Annotated in this window: 13 protein-coding genes and 2 riboswitches; of the genes, 7 read left to right on the forward strand and 6 right to left on the reverse strand. The window is 61.6% G+C overall.

From position 1 onward, the window contains the following. Positions 1 to 37: 37 nt before the first annotated feature. Positions 38 to 3,748 carry a methionine synthase gene (metH, locus tag QRN31_RS19790; RefSeq protein WP_285433954.1) on the reverse strand — a complete coding sequence of 1,237 codons (3,711 nt, stop codon included), beginning with the start codon at positions 3,746 to 3,748 and terminating at the stop codon, positions 38 to 40. Between the two features lie 155 nt (positions 3,749 to 3,903). Between metH and QRN31_RS19795 the strand changes: the two genes are divergently transcribed. The 3 genes from QRN31_RS19795 to nfuA all read left to right on the forward strand — a co-directional run bounded on the left by QRN31_RS19795 (position 3,904) and on the right by nfuA (position 7,975). Continuing rightward, a complete protein-coding gene (locus QRN31_RS19795) occupies positions 3,904 to 6,201 on the forward strand; it encodes a fatty acid cis/trans isomerase (protein ID WP_285433955.1) in 2,298 nt (765 codons plus the stop codon). 97 nt (positions 6,202 to 6,298) lie between these two features. After that, positions 6,299 to 7,333, forward strand: coding sequence for an acyltransferase family protein (locus tag QRN31_RS19800; RefSeq protein ID WP_285433956.1), 1,035 nt, complete (start codon positions 6,299 to 6,301; stop codon positions 7,331 to 7,333). 57 nt (positions 7,334 to 7,390) lie between these two features. After that, on the forward strand, positions 7,391 to 7,975 hold the full coding sequence (gene nfuA, locus QRN31_RS19805) for a Fe-S biogenesis protein NfuA (RefSeq protein ID WP_028621370.1): 585 nt from the start codon (positions 7,391 to 7,393) through the stop codon (positions 7,973 to 7,975). A 181-nt stretch (positions 7,976 to 8,156) separates the two neighbouring features. Here nfuA and cobM read toward each other — a convergent pair whose 3' ends face one another. The 4 genes from cobM to QRN31_RS19825 form a co-directional block, all read right to left on the reverse strand. Beyond that, positions 8,157 to 8,903: a precorrin-4 C(11)-methyltransferase gene (gene cobM, locus QRN31_RS19810; RefSeq protein WP_285433961.1), complete on the reverse strand. Its 747-nt coding sequence runs from the start codon at positions 8,901 to 8,903 to the stop codon at positions 8,157 to 8,159. An 82-nt stretch (positions 8,904 to 8,985) separates the two neighbouring features. Then, a complete protein-coding gene (locus tag QRN31_RS19815; protein WP_285433963.1) occupies positions 8,986 to 9,399 on the reverse strand; it encodes a cobalamin biosynthesis protein in 414 nt (137 codons plus the stop codon). Next, positions 9,396 to 10,100, reverse strand: a complete 705-nt coding sequence (locus QRN31_RS19820) for a CbtA family protein (RefSeq protein ID WP_285433964.1) — start codon at positions 10,098 to 10,100, stop codon at positions 9,396 to 9,398. Before QRN31_RS19820 ends, QRN31_RS19815 begins: the two co-directional genes overlap by 4 nt. A gap of 11 nt (positions 10,101 to 10,111) precedes the next feature. Next, complete coding sequence (locus tag QRN31_RS19825) at positions 10,112 to 10,315, reverse strand: CbtB domain-containing protein (RefSeq protein ID WP_285433966.1); 204 nt, start codon at positions 10,313 to 10,315, stop codon at positions 10,112 to 10,114. A gap of 119 nt (positions 10,316 to 10,434) precedes the next feature. Further along, positions 10,435 to 10,661: riboswitch (cobalamin riboswitch) on the reverse strand. A 177-nt stretch (positions 10,662 to 10,838) separates the two neighbouring features. Then, a riboswitch (cobalamin riboswitch) is annotated at positions 10,839 to 11,050 on the forward strand. Between the two features lie 100 nt (positions 11,051 to 11,150). Here QRN31_RS19825 and cobW point away from each other — a divergent pair. The 4 genes from cobW to QRN31_RS19845 all read left to right on the forward strand — a co-directional run bounded on the left by cobW (position 11,151) and on the right by QRN31_RS19845 (position 17,892). Continuing rightward, on the forward strand, positions 11,151 to 12,212 hold the full coding sequence (gene cobW / locus QRN31_RS19830; RefSeq protein ID WP_285433967.1) for a cobalamin biosynthesis protein CobW: 1,062 nt from the start codon (positions 11,151 to 11,153) through the stop codon (positions 12,210 to 12,212). A gap of 3 nt (positions 12,213 to 12,215) precedes the next feature. Next, positions 12,216 to 16,082: a cobaltochelatase subunit CobN gene (gene cobN / locus QRN31_RS19835; RefSeq protein ID WP_285433969.1), complete on the forward strand. Its 3,867-nt coding sequence runs from the start codon at positions 12,216 to 12,218 to the stop codon at positions 16,080 to 16,082. 140 nt (positions 16,083 to 16,222) lie between these two features. After that, positions 16,223 to 17,227 (forward strand): magnesium chelatase ATPase subunit I, encoded by a 1,005-nt coding sequence (locus QRN31_RS19840; protein ID WP_285434185.1) that lies wholly within the window; start codon positions 16,223 to 16,225, stop codon positions 17,225 to 17,227. Between the two features lie 119 nt (positions 17,228 to 17,346). Beyond that, positions 17,347 to 17,892, forward strand: a complete 546-nt coding sequence (locus QRN31_RS19845; RefSeq protein WP_350310390.1) for a vWA domain-containing protein — start codon at positions 17,347 to 17,349, stop codon at positions 17,890 to 17,892. A gap of 142 nt (positions 17,893 to 18,034) precedes the next feature. Here QRN31_RS19845 and QRN31_RS19850 read toward each other — a convergent pair whose 3' ends face one another. Further along, positions 18,035 to 19,258, reverse strand: coding sequence for an NADH:flavin oxidoreductase/NADH oxidase family protein (locus tag QRN31_RS19850; RefSeq protein WP_285433970.1), 1,224 nt, complete (start codon positions 19,256 to 19,258; stop codon positions 18,035 to 18,037). Positions 19,259 to 19,284 lie beyond the last annotated feature (26 nt).

Consider the following 19,284-nt stretch of genomic DNA (forward strand, 5'->3'; position numbering starts at 1 on the left):
AGCACATCTGCCTCCAGAGCCCAGGGCCTCGGGTCAATCAGTTGTCGTAGCCGAGGTTCGGCGCCAGCCAGCGCTCGGTCACGCTCAATTCCTGGCCTTTGCGCGACGTGTAGCTCTGCACTTGATCCTTGTCGATCTTGCCCACGGCGAAGTACTGCGCCTGCGGGTGCGCGAAGTACCAGCCGCTGACCGCCGCTGCCGGGAACATCGCGTAGTGTTCGGTGAGGAACACGCCGCTGCGACCGGCCTTCATTTCGCTGGCTTGCGGATCGAGCAAGGTGAACAGGGTGCTTTTCTCGGTGTGATCAGGGCAGGCCGGGTAGCCCGGTGCCGGACGGATGCCGGTGTATTGCTCTTTGATCAGCGCCTCGTTGTCCAGCGTCTCGTCCTTGGCGTAACCCCAGTACTCTTTACGCACTTGCTGGTGCAGCCACTCGGCGCAGGCTTCGGCCAAACGGTCGGCCAGGGCCTTGACCATGATCGAGTTGTAATCGTCGCCAGCGTCCTGATACGCCTTGGCCACTTCTTCGGCGCCGATCCCGGCTGTGGTGATGAAGCCGCCCACGTAGTCGGTGATTTCGCTGTCCTTGGGCGCGACAAAGTCCGCCAGGGAGAAGTTCGGCTTGCCGTCGGTCTTGATGATCTGCTGGCGCAAGTGATGCAGTTTGGCAATCGGCTTGCCATCGTCGCCGTAGACTTCAATGTCGTCGTCGCGCACCTGGTTGGCCGGCCAGAAGCCGAACACCGCGCGGGCGCTGATGAGTTTTTCGTCGATCAGTTTGGCGAGCATTTCCTGGGCATCGGCGTACAACGCAGTGGCGGCTTCACCGACCACTTCGTCCTGAAGGATGCGCGGGAACTTGCCGGCCAGGTCCCAGGAGATAAAGAACGGCGTCCAGTCGATGTATTCGGCCAGAACCTTGAGGTCAATGTTGTCCAGCACCTTCGAACCGGTGAAGGTCGGTTTGACCGGCGCGTAGGTGCTCCAGTCGAACTGCGGCTTCTTGGCGATGGCGGCCGGGTAGCTCAGGCGTTCGGTGCGGGCGCTACGGTTGGCGGTGCGCTCGCGAACGTCGATGTACTCAAGGCGGGTCTTCTCGACGAACGCCGGCTTCAATTCCTTGGACAGCAATTGCGTCGCCACGCCCACGGCGCGGGAGGCGTCCGTCACGTAGATCACCGCATCGTTGCTGTACTTGGGTTCGATCTTCACTGCCGTGTGAGCCTTGGAGGTGGTCGCGCCACCGATCATCAGCGGCAGGTGGAAGTCCTGGCGCTGCATCTCGCGGGCCACGTGGACCATTTCATCCAGCGAAGGCGTGATCAGACCGGACAGGCCGATGATGTCGCACTTCTGCTCCTTGGCCACTTGCAGGATTTTTTCTGCCGGGACCATCACGCCAAGGTCGACGATGTCGTAGCCGTTGCAACCCAGCACCACGCCGACGATGTTCTTGCCGATGTCGTGCACGTCGCCTTTGACCGTCGCCATCAGGATCTTGCCCTTGGCTTCCGGTTTGTCGCCTTTTTCCAGTTCGATGAACGGGATCAAGTGGGCCACGGCCTGTTTCATCACGCGGGCGGATTTCACCACCTGCGGCAGGAACATTTTGCCGGCGCCAAACAGGTCGCCAACGATGTTCATGCCGGACATCAGCGGGCCTTCGATCACTTCGATCGGGCGCGCGAAGGACTGGCGGGATTCTTCGGTGTCTTCAACGATGTGCGTGGTGATGCCCTTGACCAGCGCATGCTCCAGACGCTTGTTGACGTCCCAGTTGCGCCACTCTTCGGTCTCGGCTTCCTTGACGCTGCCGTCGCCCTTGTACTTGTCGGCAATGGCGAGGAGGGCGTCGGTGCCGTGCGGAGTGCGGTTGAGCACCACGTCTTCGACCGCGTCGCGCAGTTCAGCCGGAATCTGATCGTAGATCTCCAGCTGACCGGCGTTGACGATGCCCATGGTCAGGCCGTTGCGGATCGCATACAGCAGGAACACCGAGTGAATCGCTTCGCGCACCGGGTTGTTGCCACGGAATGAGAACGACACGTTGGACACGCCGCCCGAGGTCAGCGCGTACGGCAGTTCGTCGCGGATGTAGGCGCAGGCATTGATGAAGTCCACGGCATAGTTGTTGTGTTCTTCAATGCCGGTCGCGACGGCGAAGATGTTCGGGTCGAAGATGATGTCTTCCGGCGGGAAGCCGACTTCGTTGACCAGAATGTCGTAGGAGCGTTTGCAGATTTCTTTCTTGCGCGCTTCGGTGTCGGCTTGGCCGGCTTCGTCGAAGGCCATCACCACCACGGCGGCGCCATAGCGTTTGCACAGTTTGGCGTGATGGATGAACTGCTCGACGCCTTCTTTCATGCTGATCGAGTTGACGATGCCCTTGCCCTGGATGCACTTGAGGCCGGCTTCGATCACTTCCCACTTGGAGGAGTCGATCATGATCGGTACACGGGAGATGTCCGGTTCACCGGCAATCAGATTGAGGAAGGTCACCATGGCCTTCTTCGAATCGAGCATCCCTTCGTCCATGTTGATGTCGATCACCTGGGCGCCGGCTTCGACCTGCTGCAGGGCGACTTCCAGGGCTTCGGTGTAGTTGTCTTCACGGATCAGGCGCGCAAACTTGGCTGAACCGGTGATGTTGGTGCGCTCGCCGACGTTGACGAACAACGAGCTGCGATCGATGGTGAACGGTTCCAGGCCGGACAGGCGGCAAGCCTTCGGGATCTCCGGGATTTGACGCGGCGCGTAACCGGCCACGGCTTTGGCAATGGCTTCGATGTGGCCCGGGGTGGTGCCGCAGCAGCCGCCAACGATGTTCAGGAAACCGCTTTGCGCGAACTCTTCGATGACCTTGGCGGTTTGCGACGGCAGTTCGTCGTACTCGCCGAATTCGTTCGGCAGGCCGGCGTTCGGGTGGGCCGATACGTGGGTGCCGGCCTTGTTCGACAGCTCTTCCAGGTACGGACGCAACTCGCTGGCGCCGAGGGCGCAGTTCAGGCCGACCGAAATCGGCTTGGCGTGGGCCACGGAGTTCCAGAAGGCTTCGGTGGTCTGGCCCGACAGCGTACGGCCGGAAGCATCGGTGATGGTGCCGGAAATCATGATCGGCAGTTCAACGCCCAGCTCTTCGAACACGCCTTGTACGGCGAAGATCGCGGCTTTGGCGTTCAAGGTGTCGAAAATGGTTTCAATCAGGATCAGGTCCGCGCCGCCTTCGATCAGGCCCTTGGTGGACTCGGTGTAGTTTTCCACCAGTTCATCGAAGGTCACGTTGCGGTAGCCGGGGTTGTTCACGTCCGGGGACAGCGAGCAGGTGCGACTGGTCGGCCCGAGCACGCCAGCGACGAAACGCGGCTTGTCCGGGGTTTCCAGGGTCTTGGCATCGGCCACCTTGCGTGCCAGACGCGCGCCTTCTACGTTTAACTCGTACGCCAGGCCCTGCATGCCGTAGTCGGCCAGGGAAATCTGGGTGGCGTTGAAGGTGTTGGTTTCCAGAATGTCGGCGCCGGCATCCAGGTAGGCTTTCTCGATGCCGCCAATCACGTCCGGGCGGGTCAGCACCAACAGGTCGTTGTTGCCCTTGACGTCGCTCGGCCAGTCGGCAAAGCGTTTGCCGCGGTAATCCTGCTCCTCGAGCTTATAGCTCTGGATCATCGTGCCCATGCCGCCATCGAGAATCAGGATGCGCTCTTTGAGGGCGTGCTTGAGAGCTTGAAGGCGAACACTGCGATCGGACATTTGGACTACTCGGAAAGACCATGACGAAGGGGCGCGATGATAGCAAACCTGTGCGGTTTTGGAGCATGCCCTGGTTTTGCATGAATATCGTTCATGTTGGTGCGGGTGCCGGGCCGGTAGAATCGCGGCGTTTTTTCACGATCAGGACCAGGGACATGCCGTATCGCGTCATCACCAGCATTCTTGTGCTGCTTTTTAGCTGGGACGCCACTGCGCAAGGTCCGGCGATTTCTACGGCTCTTTCCTATACCCGCGACATCCAGCCGATCTTCACCGAAAAGTGCGTGGCCTGCCATGCCTGCTATGACTCCGCCTGTCAGCTCAATCTGGGCAGCGGCGAAGGGGCGGCGCGTGGCGCGACCAAGGTCACTGTCTATGATGGCGAGCGCAGTCAGGCTGCCGCGCCGACCCGCCTGTTTTACGACGCATTTGGCAAACGCGCCTGGCAACAAAAGGGCTTTTATTCGGTGCTCGACGCCCAAGGCAGTCAGGCGGCGTTGATGGCGCGGATGCTTGAGCTGGGCCATAAAACCCCGCTGCTCCCCAACGCCCGGTTGCCGGACGAGATCGTCCTCGGCCTTAACCGGGAAAACACCTGCGCCATGCCGGCTGAATTCGACGGCTATGCCGGTACACATCCTAAAGAAGGCATGCCGCTGGCGGTGACCGGCCTGACCGATCAGCAGTACCAGACGCTGCAACGCTGGTTGGCCTCCGGTGCGCCAATCGATGAGCAGGGTCTGGTCCCGAGCGCGAAGGAGGCCTTGCAGGTGGTGCAGTGGGAAAACCTGCTCAATTCGCCGGGCGCCCGGCAAAGCCTGGTGGGGCGCTGGTTGTTCGAACATTGGTTTCTCGCGCACCTTTACTTCAAGGACGGTGAACCGGGGCACTTCTTCCAGTGGGTGCGTTCGCGCACGCCGACCGGCCAGCCCATCGACCTGATCAACACCCGTCGTCCCAACGACGACCCCGGCACCCAAGTGTATTACCGCTTGTGGCCGGTGCAGGGCGTGATCGTGCACAAGACCCACATCACCTATCCGCTGAGCGCGGCGAAGATGGCGCGGATCAAAAGCCTGTTTTACAACGGCAACTGGCAGGTCAACGCCTTGCCGGGTTATGGCCCGGAGCGTCGAGCCAATCCGTTTACCACTTTTGAGGCGATCCCGGCGCAGGCGCGCTATCAGTTCATGCTCGATAACGCCGAATACTTTGTGCGCACTTTCATCCGCGGCCCGGTCTGCCGCGGGCAGATCGCCACGGATGTGATTCGCGACAACTTCTGGGCGCTGTTCCAGGCGCCGGAGCACGATCTGTACATCACCGACCCGAACTACCGAGGCCAGGCCACGCCTTTGCTGGCGATGCCGGGTCAAAACGACGACGTCGGCAGCGTCCTGAGCCTGTGGCACGACTACCGCAACAAGCGCAACGAGTACGAGGCACTGCGCCGGGACAACTACGCCGATGCGCCGGCACCGAGCTGGTCGACGTTGTGGGCTGGCAATGACAATGCGCTGCTCAGCATCTTTCGGCACTTCGACAGTGCGTCGGTGAACAAAGGCCTGATCGGCGATGTACCCCAAACCATCTGGCTATTCGACTTTCCGCTGCTGGAACGCACCTACTATCAACTGGCGGTCAACTTCGATGTGTTCGGCAATGTGTCCCATCAGGCGCAAACGCGGCTGTATTTCGACCTCATCCGCAACGGTGCCGAGCAGAATTTCCTGCGCCTGATGCCGGCTGACTCGCGCAACGGGTATCTCGACGATTGGTACCAGACCAGCGGAAAATTCAAGATGTGGCTCGATTACGAAGCCATCGACAATGACAAGCCGACGGCACTCAAACTCGACAAGAAAGACCCAAAACGCGACTTTGCCATGCAACTGCTGGCCCGTTACGGCGAACTCAATGCCAAGCCGGATCCGATCAACCGGTGCGACGGCGCTTACTGTTCGCGGCCGAACATCGACCCGGCGCTGCAAAATGCCGAACAAGCCTTGAGCCGCCTGACTTCGCGCCCGGCGGCAGGTTTGAAGGTCATCGATCAGTTGCCGGAAGCGACGATGCTGCGAATTGAAACCGCGAGCGGCAAACGTGAGATGTACAGCCTGCTGCGCAACCGCGCCCACAGCAACGTGGCGTTCCTGCTCGGCGAATCGCTGCGTTATCAGCCTGGCCTCGACACCTTGACCATTTTCCCGGGCGTGCTCAGCAGCTATCCGAACTTCATGTTCAATATCCCGGCGGAGCAGGTGCCGGCGTTCGTGGACGCGATGGAAAATGCCAGGGATGCGAGCAGTTTCGAGAACATCGTCAAGCGTTGGGGCATTCGCCGCAGTCATCCGCAGTTCTGGTTTTACTTCCATGACCTGAGTCTCTACATCCACGAGACCGATCCGGTGGAAGAGGGCGTGCTCGACATGAATCGCTACGAGAATCTTTGATCGACCTTTGAGGATGGGCTGGTGTCGGATTTCATAGGCGCCACCCAACCCCTGTGGGATCTGCGGTGGATTGCGGATTGCGATCAGAGGGCCATCCATGTTGATTTCAGTACAAGCCCTGCGCGCCATCGCCGCCTGGGCGGTGGTCTGCCACCATTTCATGCAGATTTTCTTCGACTTCCAGGCCCGTGGCCCGGTCGGGCAGATGTTCATCGACAAGGGCGCGGCGGGTGTGGACGTTTTCTTTGTCATCAGTGGGCTGGTGATCTTTCTCTCGACCGAAGGCAAGTCGCTGCCGCCGACGCGATTTCTGTTGTATCGGCTGTTTCGGATCGTCCCGGCGTATTGGCTGTACACCGCGCTGATGGCGCTGGTGGTGGTGTTTGCCCGCCCGGTACTGCCGGATCAGAGCGTCGACTGGTCGCATTTCCTGCTCTCGTTGTTGTTCATTCCTACGCAGAATCCCGGCGGCTACGGGATTTATCCGACCCTTAACGTCGGTTGGACCCTCAACTACGAAATGCTCTTTTATCTGCTGTTCGGCTGGGCGTTGCTGTTCCGTCTGCAGTTACGGCTATTGATTGTCGCGGCACTGCTGTTTGCGGTGTGCCAGGCCTGGACCGGTTATGGCTGGGTCAGCGAGTTCTACCGTTCGGACATCGTTTATGAGTTCTTGCTGGGGATCGCCATCGGCATGATTTACCGTCGTGGCTGGATCAAGCCGGGTTTTTGGCTGCCACTGCTGGGAATTGGTGGCGCGCTGCTGGCCATTTATCACTGGGCGCCAGCGCCGCGTTTCCTCGCCTGGGGCGTGCCCAGTGCGGTTTTGGTGATGGCATGCATCTCGCTGGAGCGTTATGTCGAGAACAACCGGGTGTTCGAGTTGCTGGGCAAATGTTCCTATTCGGTGTACCTGATGCACGTGCTGGTGCTGTCTGCCGGTGGATTTGTCGCACAGCGTTATGGTGTAAACCCCTACGTGATGTTCGTGGTCTGCGCAGCGACTATCGGTCTAGCGTCTTGGGCAAGTTACGAATGGGTGGAAAAACGCAGCTATCGGTGGCTTAAAGAGTTGATTGACGGCGAACCGGCTGTGGAAGCGGTGCCGGCTCTTTCCCGACATAAATACTAGGACTTTGTACGGCGCGATGATTGGCGTAAACTGCGCCCAAGCCTGCGAGGAGTTTCCATGACCGCTATTACCATTACCGACGCCGCCCACGATTATCTGGCTGATCTGCTCTCCAAGCAGAACACCCCGGGCATTGGCATCCGCGTCTTTATCACCCAGCCTGGCACCCAGTACGCCGAAACCTGCATTGCCTATTGCAAGCCGGGCGAAGAAAAACCTGAAGACACGGCGCTGGGGCTCAAAAGCTTCACCGCCTACATCGATTCGTTCAGCGAAGCCTTCCTGGACGACGCGGTAGTCGACTACGCCACGGACCGCATGGGCGGCCAGCTGACCATCAAGGCGCCAAACGCCAAAGTCCCGATGGTCAACGCCGACAGCCCGGTCAACGAGCGCATCAATTACTACCTGCAAACCGAGATCAACCCGGGGCTCGCGAGCCACGGCGGTCAGGTCAGCCTGATCGATGTGGTCGATGACGGCATCGCCGTTCTGAAGTTCGGCGGCGGTTGCCAAGGCTGCGGCCAGGCCGACGTCACCCTTCGCGAAGGCATCGAGCGCACCTTGCTCGAGCGCATTCCCGAGCTCAAGGGTGTTCGCGACGTGACCGACCACACGCAGAAAGAAAACGCCTACTACTGAGTAAGGTGTTCACTGCAGACAAGAAAAACGGCGCCCCGTGAGCGCCGTTTTTTTATGGATGAAATTCAATTGATCGTTCCCACGCTCTGCGTGGGAATGCCTCAACTGACGCTCTGCGTCGGCAGTTGGGACGCGGAGCGTCCCGGGCTGCATTCCCACGCAGAGCGTGGGAACGATCATCTCAGGGGCGATACAAATGCGCATGCCCGGCGCGGTACAGCGATGACTCACTGAACTGATCACTGCCCAACACCCGACCCACCAGAATCAATGCCGTGCGGCGAAATCCCTTGGCGTGGACCTTCTCAGCAATGTCCGCCAGCGTTCCCACCACCCAATCCTGATCCGGCCAGGTCGCCCGGTGAATCACCGCGATCGGGCAGTCTGCGCCATAGTGCGGCAGCAGTTCGACGAGGATTTTCTCCAGATGATTGACCCCCAAGTGAATCGCCATCGTGGCCCCGTGCTGCGCCAGGCTACCCAGTTCCTCACCGGCCGGCATCGCCGTCTTGTCGGCGTAGCGGGTCAGGATCACGCTTTGCGAGATATCCGGTAACGTCAGCTCCGCCCCCAGCAGCGCCGCGCAGGCAGCCGTCGCCGTGACGCCTGGAATGATTTCAAAGGCAATGCCGAGTTCGCGCAGGTAACGGATCTGCTCGCCAATCGCGCCATACAGACTCGGATCACCCGAATGCACGCGCGCCACGTCCTGGCCGTTGGCATGGGCGGTCTTGATCAGTTCGATGATCTGTTCCAGGTGCAGTTCGGCGCTGTTGACCACCTGTTCGGCGCAATGGCCTTCGAGGACGGCGGCGGGCACCAGAGAGCCGGCGTAGATGATCACCGGGCAACTGCGAATCAGTCGTTGGCCTTTGACGGTGATCAGTTCCGGGTCGCCGGGACCTGCGCCAATGAAATAGACGGTCATCGTCGGTTCCTGTCAAAAAAAGGGCTGGGCAAGGCTTCAGATGAAGATTGCTCATGATCGAGGGCGGGGATTATCGGGGATTTTACGCAGCGTAAGCTAATGCCAGGGTTGCCTGGGCGTATTTTTGTCGCGAAATCAGCAACGTTGCCGGGGCCTGGGCCAGTTGTTCGGCCAACGCAAGGGCGGCACTTTCCGCTACGCCATAACAGCCGGTGCGTTCGAACGCGATGTCCGAATGATGGCTGAGTTGCGCTTTATAAGCGTCCAGTTGTTCACTGCTGAAATACATCAGTGGCAACGCGAGTTGTTCGGCGAGTTCGAGCAGGCCAGGTTCGTCGCGCTTCAAGTCGATGCTGGCCAGGGCCTTGATCTGGTGAAGTGCGATGTTGTGCGCCTGTAATGCCTGATCGAGCAACGCCCGCAGCGTGCCGACAGGGCAGCCGCGTTGGCAGCCCAGGCCGACCACTAACGTCGGCGCTGTGCTGGTATCAGTCATGCGTGGTATTGGCCATCGCTTTTACGGCGGAACAACCAGGCGCTGACGAGGCCCAAGGCCAGCCAGAACCCAAGATTGGTCAGCTGCGAAGCGATTTTGAACTGGGCTTCCAGGGCTTCCGGGGCGAGCATCGAATGCACTTCCGGTTGGGGCGCGCCGATCACGTGTGGAACCACCAGAATGGCCACGCCGAGGATCTTCATCAGCCAGTGGCGGCTGAACACGATCAATGCGATACCGACAGCGGTAGAGGCGGCCGTGCCGATCCACCAGATTTGCCGTTGCGCCAGATCGGCCGCAGCGGTGCCCGGCAGTTCAGGCGGCAGGCCGAGGGTCGGCGCCAGCACGAATGTGGCGTAACCGGCCAGGCCCCAGAGCAGGCCCTGAGCAGTTTTGGTCGGTGCACGCAAGGTGTAGAGACCCGCCAGCATCAGGGCGAAACCGACGGCCACCACCAGGTTGCCGCCCGTGGTCGACAGTACGCGCTGCCAGCCGTCTTGCGGCTCCCAGGCTTCGGCATCGTGGGTGTGAGCGGCGACACCGGCAGCATGTTCGTGGACTTCAACCACAGCCGGTTCGGATTTTTCGTAAGTTTCAGCCTGCAGAATCAGCGGAGCCACCCAGAAGCTTTGCAGCAAGGTCAGCAGCAAGGCGGCCAGCAGTCCGGTGAACCCCGCGGTTTGCGCAATACGCTTGATCATTTCGGCTGGCCTCAATGGCACGGGAACGCGGAGCTGTGTCGGGTATCGTGCGCGGCGTTGTGCACCGCTTCGATGTGCGAGAAACCGGCGAAATACACCAGGCTCGCACCCAGGATCGACGCACACACGGCGGCGGTCAGGCGTTGAGTCAGGGTCGTGGTGGTGCTGGCGGTGCTCTTGTCGGCGTTGCTGCCGGTGGTGCTGATGATCGACATGGCGCATCCCTCTGGTCTGTCAGTGGGTGAATAGAGCGCATGGAAGACCCCTGCGAACGGGCACGCAAAGGTTCAAACAGCGCCCGCCCACCGCGGGTTTGTTATTCAGTGATCGTAATGGTCACTTTGTGTTGCGGGCCGGTCTCCGGGCTCACGAGGGGCAAGGCTTGCGCCTGAACCTGCAAGCATCACCTTCCCATGCCAAACTGCTGGCACAGTGGATCTGACGCTTCGCTCGCTTACCGTTGCGGGGGCAGCACCGGACTGACATGGCTTTGAGTAAAGCACATGATTCACCGGTTTCCCGTTTCACCCTGTGAAGGGCACCCGTAACAAGGCGTGTAGGAGAGCATGGGCGGGGCGGGGTAGTCAATTGGCATGGTTTCTCAACTCGACACCGAGGTGCCACTATCGCGAGCAAGCTCGCTCCCACATGGGAATGCGGTCAACTGTGGGAGCGAGCTTGCTCGCGATGGGCGCGCCGCCGAACTCAAGTGAACATTGACCCGCCCCCACCCGATGCGTAGCCTTGCGCTTTCGAGGTTCTTCGGCGGTTGCCGAAGCTAAGAAGGGAACGCGGTCGATGCCGCGGCTGCCCCCGCAACTGTGAACGGTGATGTTCGCTGCCACGCCACTGCAAACCCTGCACAACGGGTTCGCGGGAAGGCGCAGCGAACGCCAGTCAGCCATTGGCACACCGTCAGCCAGGAGACCTGCCTCGACACAGATTCTCACTACAACCGGGCGGGGTGATCCGGTGGCGAACTCTTCCGCGCGCGCATCCGTCGCAGCGATTGTCGTCCCGTATGCCCGCCACCTTGCCAAAGGGCATCCGATGAAAACACTGGCCAAACTTCCCGTCACCATCGTCACCGGCTTCCTCGGCTCGGGCAAAACCACCTTGCTGCGGCACATGCTCGACAACGCTCAGGGCCGCCGCATCGCGGTGATCGTCAACGAATTCGGCGAGCTGGGCATCGACGGCGAAATCCTCAAGCAGTGCTCCATCGGCTGCACTGAAGAAGAAGCCAACGGCCGCGTCTACGAACTGGCCAATGGCTGCCTGTGCTGCACCGTCCAGGAAGAGTTCTTCCCGGTGATGCGCGAACTGGTGGCGCGTCGCGGCGACCTCGACCACATCCTCATCGAAACCTCGGGCCTGGCCCTGCCAAAGCCTCTGGTTCAAGCTTTCCAGTGGCCGGAAATCCGCAGCGCCTGCACCGTTGATGCGGTGATTACCGTGGTCGATAGCCCGGCCGTCGCTGCCGGTACTTTCGCCGCCTTCCCGGACCAGGTCGACGCCCAACGCAAACTCGACCCGAACCTGGATCACGAATCGCCATTGCACGAGCTGTTCGCCGACCAACTGGCCAGCGCCGACCTGGTGATCCTCAACAAGGCCGACCTGATCAGCCCTGAAGACCTGGCCCGGGTGCGCCTGGAAGTCGCCGAAGAACTGCCGCCGGCCGTCAAAGTCATCGAAGCCAGCAGCGGCCGCGTACCACTGGACGTGCTGATCGGCCTTGGCGCCGGCTCCGAAGAAAACATCGACAGCCGTCACAGCCATCACGATCACCACCATGAAGGCGAAGACGATCACGACCACGATGCGTTCGATTCGATCTCCATTGAACTGCCGCAAGCCGACGAAAGCCTGCTGCTGGACGCGCTGACTCAACTGGTGGTCCAGCACGGCATTCTGCGGGTTAAAGGTTTCGCTGCTATTCCGAACAAACCGATGCGCCTGCTGATCCAGGGCGTGGGCACGCGTTTCGACAAGCATTTCGACCGTCAGTGGGGCGCCGCTGAAGCGCGCACCACGCGTCTGGTGCTGATCGGCCAGGAACTGGACGCCGTCCTGCTTGAAGCGCAATTGCGCGCCGCGCTCAGCGTGTAAGCCATGCATCTGCTCAGGACCCAGCCCGGCGGTTTCGTGTCGGATGACAACATCGCCGACCTTGGACAAACCCCCGCCGAGCTGGTGATCCTGTGCAGCGGCGACTCCAGCCTCGCGCTGCTCGCCGAAGCGGCGCAGCAACTGCCGGACGATTACCCCAGCGTGCGCCTGGCTAACCCGATGCAAGTGCAGAATCATGCGTCGGTCGATCTGTACGTCGACGAAGTGCTGCGCCACGCCAAGGTGATTCTGATTTCGCTGCACGGTGGCATAGCCTATTGGCGCTACGGCGTCGAACGGCTGGTGCAACTCGGGGAGCAAGGTGTGCAGCTGATTCTGGTGCCCGGCGATGATCGCCCGGACCCGGAACTCAGTGACCTGAGCACCGTCCCCGCTGAAGACCGCGATCGTCTGTGGCAGTTTTTGCGTCAGGGCGGCATGAACAATGCCCTGGATTTTTTCTGTTGCCTGGCCAATCGCTGGCTGGCCCGCGATTACCTTTGGGCCGAGCCGCAAACCCTGCCGCGCACGGCGATTTACCATCCGCAAAAAAGCCCCGCCGACCTTGAAGACTGGCAAGCCGACTGGCGAGCCGATCAGCCGGTGGCGGCGGTGCTGTTTTACCGCTCGCATTTACAGGCAGCGAACACCGCGTTTATCGATGTGTTCTGCCAGCGTTTGCAAGCAGCGGGGCTGAACCCGTTGCCCATCGCCGTCGCCAGTTTGAAAGAGCCCGGCTGCCTGGCAGTGGTCGAGGACCTGCTGGACCACGTCTCGGCCTCGGTGATTCTCAACACCACCGGTTTCGCCCAGTCCAGCCCCGAAGCTCCGCACCTGCGACCGTTTCGCCGCAACATCCCGGTGATTCAGGCGATCTGCGCTCAGGACAACGAGCCGGGCTGGCGTGCCAGTGAACAAGGCCTCGGCCCGCGTGACTTGGCCATGCACATCGCACTGCCGGAGCTGGACGGTCGGATCATCAGCCGGCCGATCAGCTTCAAGGACCTGGCGTGGCGCAGTGAGCGCAGTCAGTCGGATGTGGTCTGCTATCGGGCGCAACCAGAACGCATGGATTTTGTCGCTGAACTGGCGCGGCGCTGGATTGATCTGGCACGGCTGCCGAACAGCGAAAAACGTGTCGCGCTGATCCTCGCCAACTACCCGACCCGCGATGGGCGCATCGGCAATGGCGTCGGTCTCGACACCCCGGCCGCCGCGCTGAACATTCTGCGCGCGCTGCATCAAGAAGGTTACCCGCTGCCGTCCGAGTTGCCGGACAGCGGCACTGCGCTGATCCAGCAATTGCTCGGCGGCGTCAGCAACGACCTCGATACGCTCGACCAGCGTCCGTGTCATCAAAGCCTGGGGCTGGACGATTACAACCGGATGTTCAACGCTTTGCCCGAGACCAATCGGCAAGCGGTGCTGGAACGCTGGGGCTCGCCCGACAGCGACCCGATGTTCCGTGGCGGGCGGATGATGATCGCCGGGCTGCGTTTGGGCCTGACCTTCGTCGGCATCCAGCCGGCGCGCGGTTATCAGGTTGATCCGAGCGCGGTGTACCACGACCCGGACCTGGTGCCGCCCCACGGCTACCTGGCGTTCTATTTCTGGTTGCGCAATACCTACGGCGCCCATGGCGTGATTCACGTCGGCAAGCACGGCAACCTCGAATGGCTGCCGGGCAAAGGCGTCGGGCTGTCGGAAAACTGCTGGCCGGACGCATTGCTCGGGCCACTGCCGAATATCTATCCGTTTATCGTCAACGACCCGGGCGAGGGCGCCCAGGCCAAGCGTCGAACACAAGCGGTGATCATCGATCACTTGATGCCGCCGCTGACCCGCGCTGAAACCTACGGCCCGCTGCGCAACCTCGAACTGCTGGCCGACGAGTATTACGAAGCACAATTGCTCGATCCGCGCCGTGCCCGGGAATTGCAGCGCGACATCCTGCAACTGGTGCGCGACACCCACATCGATCGCGAGCTGCAGCTGGACGAGAAGCTCGACAGCGATGCCGATGCGGCGATCTGGCTGCCGCGACTGGACACGTACTTGTGTGACTTGAAAGAGTCGCAGATCCGCGATGGCCTGCACATCTTTGGCGAATCGCCGACCGGACGGTTGCGCATCGATACGTTGCTGGCGTTGCTGCGCATTCCCCGTGGCGATGGCCGTGGCGCGCAATCGAGTTTGTTGCGGGCGCTGGCCAAGGACTTCGCGCTGGGCTTCGATCCGCTGGATTGTGCGCTGGCCGAGCCCTGGACTGGGCCGCGTCCACCGGAACTGCAAACCCTCAGCGATGAAGCCTGGCGCACAGCGGGTGATACCCGCGAACGCCTGGAATTGTTCGCCGCTCAACTGATCTCGCAGACACTAAACGAGCCTCAAGCCTACCCCATACCCTGTGGGAGCGAGCTTGCTCGCGATAGCGGTATGCCGGTCACATCAATGTTGCCTGACCCAATGCCATCGCGAGCAAGCTCGCTCCCACAGGAGGCAGGCCGGTCCGACGTCAGCGCCATCATCGACAGCCTGCGCGACGTCGTTGCCCCGCGCCTGGACGCTTGCGGCCCGGCGGAAATGCGCGGCTTGCTCGATGCCCTGAGCGGTCGTTTCGTCCCGGCCGGCCCCAGTGGTGCACCGAGTCGCGGTCGTCTGGACGTGCTGCCAACCGGGCGCAATTTCTATTCGGTGGACGTGCGCAACCTGCCGACCACCACGGCGTGGCGCATCGGTTTCCAGTCCGCCAACCTGATTCTCGAGCGGCATTTGCAAGACCACGGCGATCACTTGCGCCAGCTCGGCCTGTCGGTTTGGGGCACCGCGACCATGCGTACCGGCGGTGATGATATTGCGCAGGCGATGGCGCTGATGGGCGTGCGTCCAGTCTGGGCCACGGGCAGTCAGCGGGTCGATGATTTCGAAATCCTGCCATTGAGCTTGCTCGATCGCCCGCGCGTGGACGTGACGTTGCGCGTCTCGGGATTCTTTCGCGATGCCTTTGCCAACCTGATTCGTCTGTTCGACGCAGCGGTGCAAGCGGTCGCCGCCCTCGACGAGCCGGACGACCTCAACCCGCTGGCCGCCAAAGTGCGTGCCGAGCGTGAAGCGTTGATGCACTCGGGTCTGGATGAAGAGGCGGCCAAACGGCAGGCCGGTTGGCGCATCTTCGGCGCCAAGCCCGGTGCTTATGGCGCCGGCGTGCAGGGTGCCATCGACGGTCGGTTGTGGCAAAGCCGCGAGGATCTGGCCGAGGTTTACCTCAATTGGGGCGGCTACGCTTACGGCGGCGCCGATGAAGGCACCGCCGCTCGCGCGCAATTCGCCCAGCGCCTGAGTCAGGTTCAGGCCGTGCTGCAGAACCAGGACAATCGAGAGCACGACTTGCTCGATTCCAACGACTATTACCAGTTCCAGGGCGGCATGCTCGCTGCCGTGGAAAGCCTCAGCGGCGCAACGGCAGCCAGTTACCACGGCGATCACAGCCAGCCGGACTTGCCGAAGATTCGCACGCTCAAAGAAGAGCTGAACCGGGTGATCCGTTCCCGTGCGGCGAACCCCAAGTGGATCGACGGCGTGAAGCGTCACGGCTACAAAGGTGCCTTTGAACTGGCGGCGACGGTCGATAACCTGTTCGCCTTCGATGCGACGACACAATTGATCGACGATCATCAATATGCGTTGCTGGCGGATGCCTATTTGCTCGATCCAGCGACCCGGGACTTTGTGCGTGAGCATAATCCGTCTGCATTGCGCGACATGACCGAACGCATGCTCGAGGCGCAGCAACGGGGAATGTGGAAGGCGCCGGGCGAGTACCGCGAGGCGCTGGAGAATTTATTGCTGGATATAGAAGAAGACAGCTGATGCCATCGCCCTGTGGGAGTGAGCCTGCTCGCGATAGCATTCATTCAGTCGACAAAGACGTTGTCTGAGAGGCCGCTATCGCGAGCAGGCTCACTCCCACAGGGTTGAGTTTGCTTATCGACCATGAACGAGTATTGATGATGACCGACACCCCGCATTTCCCGCTCTGTGCCGTGGTCGGCGCCGATGACTTGAAGCTCGCCTTGTGCCTGACCGCCATCGACCCGAAAATCGGCGGCGTGCTGATCGAGGGCCCGCGCGGCATGGCCAAATCGACCCTGGCTCGCGGCCTCGCGGACCTGCTCGCCAGCGGTCAATTTGTCACCTTGCCCCTGGGCGCCACCGAAGAACGGCTGGTCGGCACCCTCGACCTCGACGCCGCCTTGAGTGAAGGGCGGGCGCAATTTTCCCCCGGCGTATTGGCCAAGGCCGATGGCGGCGTGTTGTACGTCGATGAAGTCAACCTTCTGCCCGATCACCTCGTGGACCTGTTGCTCGACGTGGCCGCCAGCGGCACTAACCTGATCGAGCGCGATGGCATTTCCCATCGGCATTCGGCGAAGTTCGTCCTGATCGGCACCATGAACCCGGAAGAGGGTGAACTGCGTCCGCAATTGCTCGACCGTTTCGGCTTGAACGTCGCCCTTAGCGGCCACACCGCACCGGCGGAACGTGGCCAGATCATCCGTCGACGGCTGGATTTCGACAGCGATCCGCAAACGTTCTGCGCTCAATGGGAAAGCCAGCAGCAATTGCTGCGCGAACGTTGCCAGACGGCGCGTGACACGCTGATGAGCATTCCGCTGGACGATGAAGCGCTGGCGCAGATTACCGAGCGCTGCTTTGCGGCCGGTGTAGATGGTTTGCGCGCCGATCTGGTCTGGTTGCGCGCCGCCCGGGCCCATGCCGCATGGCGCGGGGCAAACTCCATCGCCGAGGAAGACATCGACGCCGTCGCCGAGTTTGCCTTGCGGCATCGCCGTCGTGAGCATTCAGCTCCGGCACCGCAAAACAATCAGCCACCCTCTACACAACCGTCCAACCCCAGCCCCAGCGAAGGCCAGGGCCAATGGGGCGAAATGCCCGCCCAGGCGTTGCCGGTCGGCGCGCGACGTGAAGTGCCGAGCTGGCCAAAAAAGCCCTAGGCATTCGCCCTCGATCTGACGCGGGGGCGAATGCCAGACCCCGCGCAGGACGGCTGGCCAATGGTAAACAGGGCAAGCGTCACGCCGCGCGCAGCGGCACGATCGATTGGCCTGGCACCTTGCTCAAGGGCCGTCCGCGTCAGCATGAGGATCTGCTGTTCCACCAGCGCACGCGGTTCCCCCACGAACTGTGGCTGGTGATTGTCGATGCCTCGGCCTCGACCCGGCGCCATCAAGCGTTGAGCGATGCCAAGGGGCTGCTCGCGCAATTGTTCGACGACGCTTACCGACAGCGCGTGCGTCTGGCGTTGCTGACGGCCAGCGGCAACGTACCAACATGGCAGGTGCAAGGTTTGAAAGCATCGACGGGGCTGCGCGTCTGGCTGGATGGCTTGGGCGCAGGCGGCGGTACTCCGTTGCTGGCGGCGCTGGGGGAGGCGGGGCGTTGGTTGGCGACACGCCAGAAGCGCTTCCCGGCAGAGCAGCAAAGGCTGGTGCTGGTGACCGATGGACGGGTGAAAGAATGGCCCGTGCTGTCGGTGCTGGAGTGTCCGGGGCTGCTGATTGATATTGAGCGAGGGCCGATTCGGCTTGGTAGGGCGAAACAGCTGGCGGCGGCGCTGGAAGCGGATTATCGGCACATTGATGAGCTGGTTTCAGTCTGAGATCGGGTGGTTTGCAAGGCCCTCTTCGCGAGCAAGTCGTATCGTCGCTCCCACAGGATTTTGTGACCACCAGAGATCCTGTGTGGGAGCTTGCCTGCTCGCGATGGGGTCGACGCATTCCTCCGCGAACCCCGATTTGCTTTTACTTACTCATCGCCTGCCGGTACTGGCGCGTACGCCGGGCGATGTACACGCGATCAAGGATCAGCGCCCAGACTGCCGAAACGTCGGGTCGAGGCTTGCGTCCGCGGCTCAGGCGTTGAAGCTGGAACTTCACCACGGCCATGCTCGCCAGTGCGGCCAGCGGTTTGCGTTTCCAGCGGATCGGCGGCAATTGCGGATGGCTGTTTTGACCTGTGCGCCAGTGTTTGACTAACTGCGGTTCGAGGGCCAGCGCGGTGCCGATCCCGGCCATGGCGATGCCACTGTCGAGCACTTGTTCGACGATAGCCAGGCGCCGGATGCCGCCGGTGACCATGACCGGCATCCGCGCCACGCTGGCCAGTTCGCCGGCCATTTCCAGAAAGTACGCCTCCCGCGCCAACGTCCTGCCGTCACGGGCTTCGCCCTGCATGGCCGGGGCTTCGTAGCTGCCGCCTGAAAGCTCCAGCAAGTCGATGGGCTGATCGTTGAGCCACTGGATCACTTGGCGGGCGTCGTCGGCATCGAAACCGCCACGCTGGAAGTCCGCGGAGTTGAGTTTGACCGCCACACAAAACGACGGCGACACGGCTTGGCGCACGGCGCTGACCACCTCTAGCAACAGGCGCGCACGATTTTCCAGGGTGCCACCCCAGCGGTCATTGCGGCGGTTGGTCAAGGGTGAGAGGAACTGGCTGATCAGGTAACCGTGCGCCGCATGGATCTGCACCCCGGTAAACCCTGCCTTTTCTGCCAGGGCCGCGCTGGTGGCGAAGCGTTGGATGACCTCGGCAATGTCACTTTCAGACATCGGTCTGGGCTCGGCGAACATCTTGGAAAACGAACCCAGGTCGAGCGCCACCGCCGATGGCGCCAACGCTTGTTGCCCAAGGTTGGCCATGGTCTGGCGTCCGGGGTGATTGAGCTGCATCCAGAACTGCGCGCCACCGGAGCGGCCAATGGTTGCCCACTCACGGAACCGTCCCAAATCGCGTTCGTCCTCCAGCACCACACCGCCAGGGCCGGTCATGGCGCGACGGTCGATCATCACGTTGCCGGTCAGCAGCAGACCCGCTTCGCCCTCTGCCCAGGCCTGATACAGCTGAAAAAGCGCCTTGGACGGCGCTTGATTGGCATCCGCGAGATTTTCTTCCATCGCGGCTTTGGCGATGCGATTGCCGAGGGTCTGGCCGTTGGGCAGATTCAACGCTTGGAAGGGCGACATGCTTGACTCCTCATCAGTAAAGCGTA

Source organism: Pseudomonas sp. fls2-241-R2A-110, assembly GCF_030209165.1.
GTDB lineage: Bacteria > Pseudomonadota > Gammaproteobacteria > Pseudomonadales > Pseudomonadaceae > Aquipseudomonas.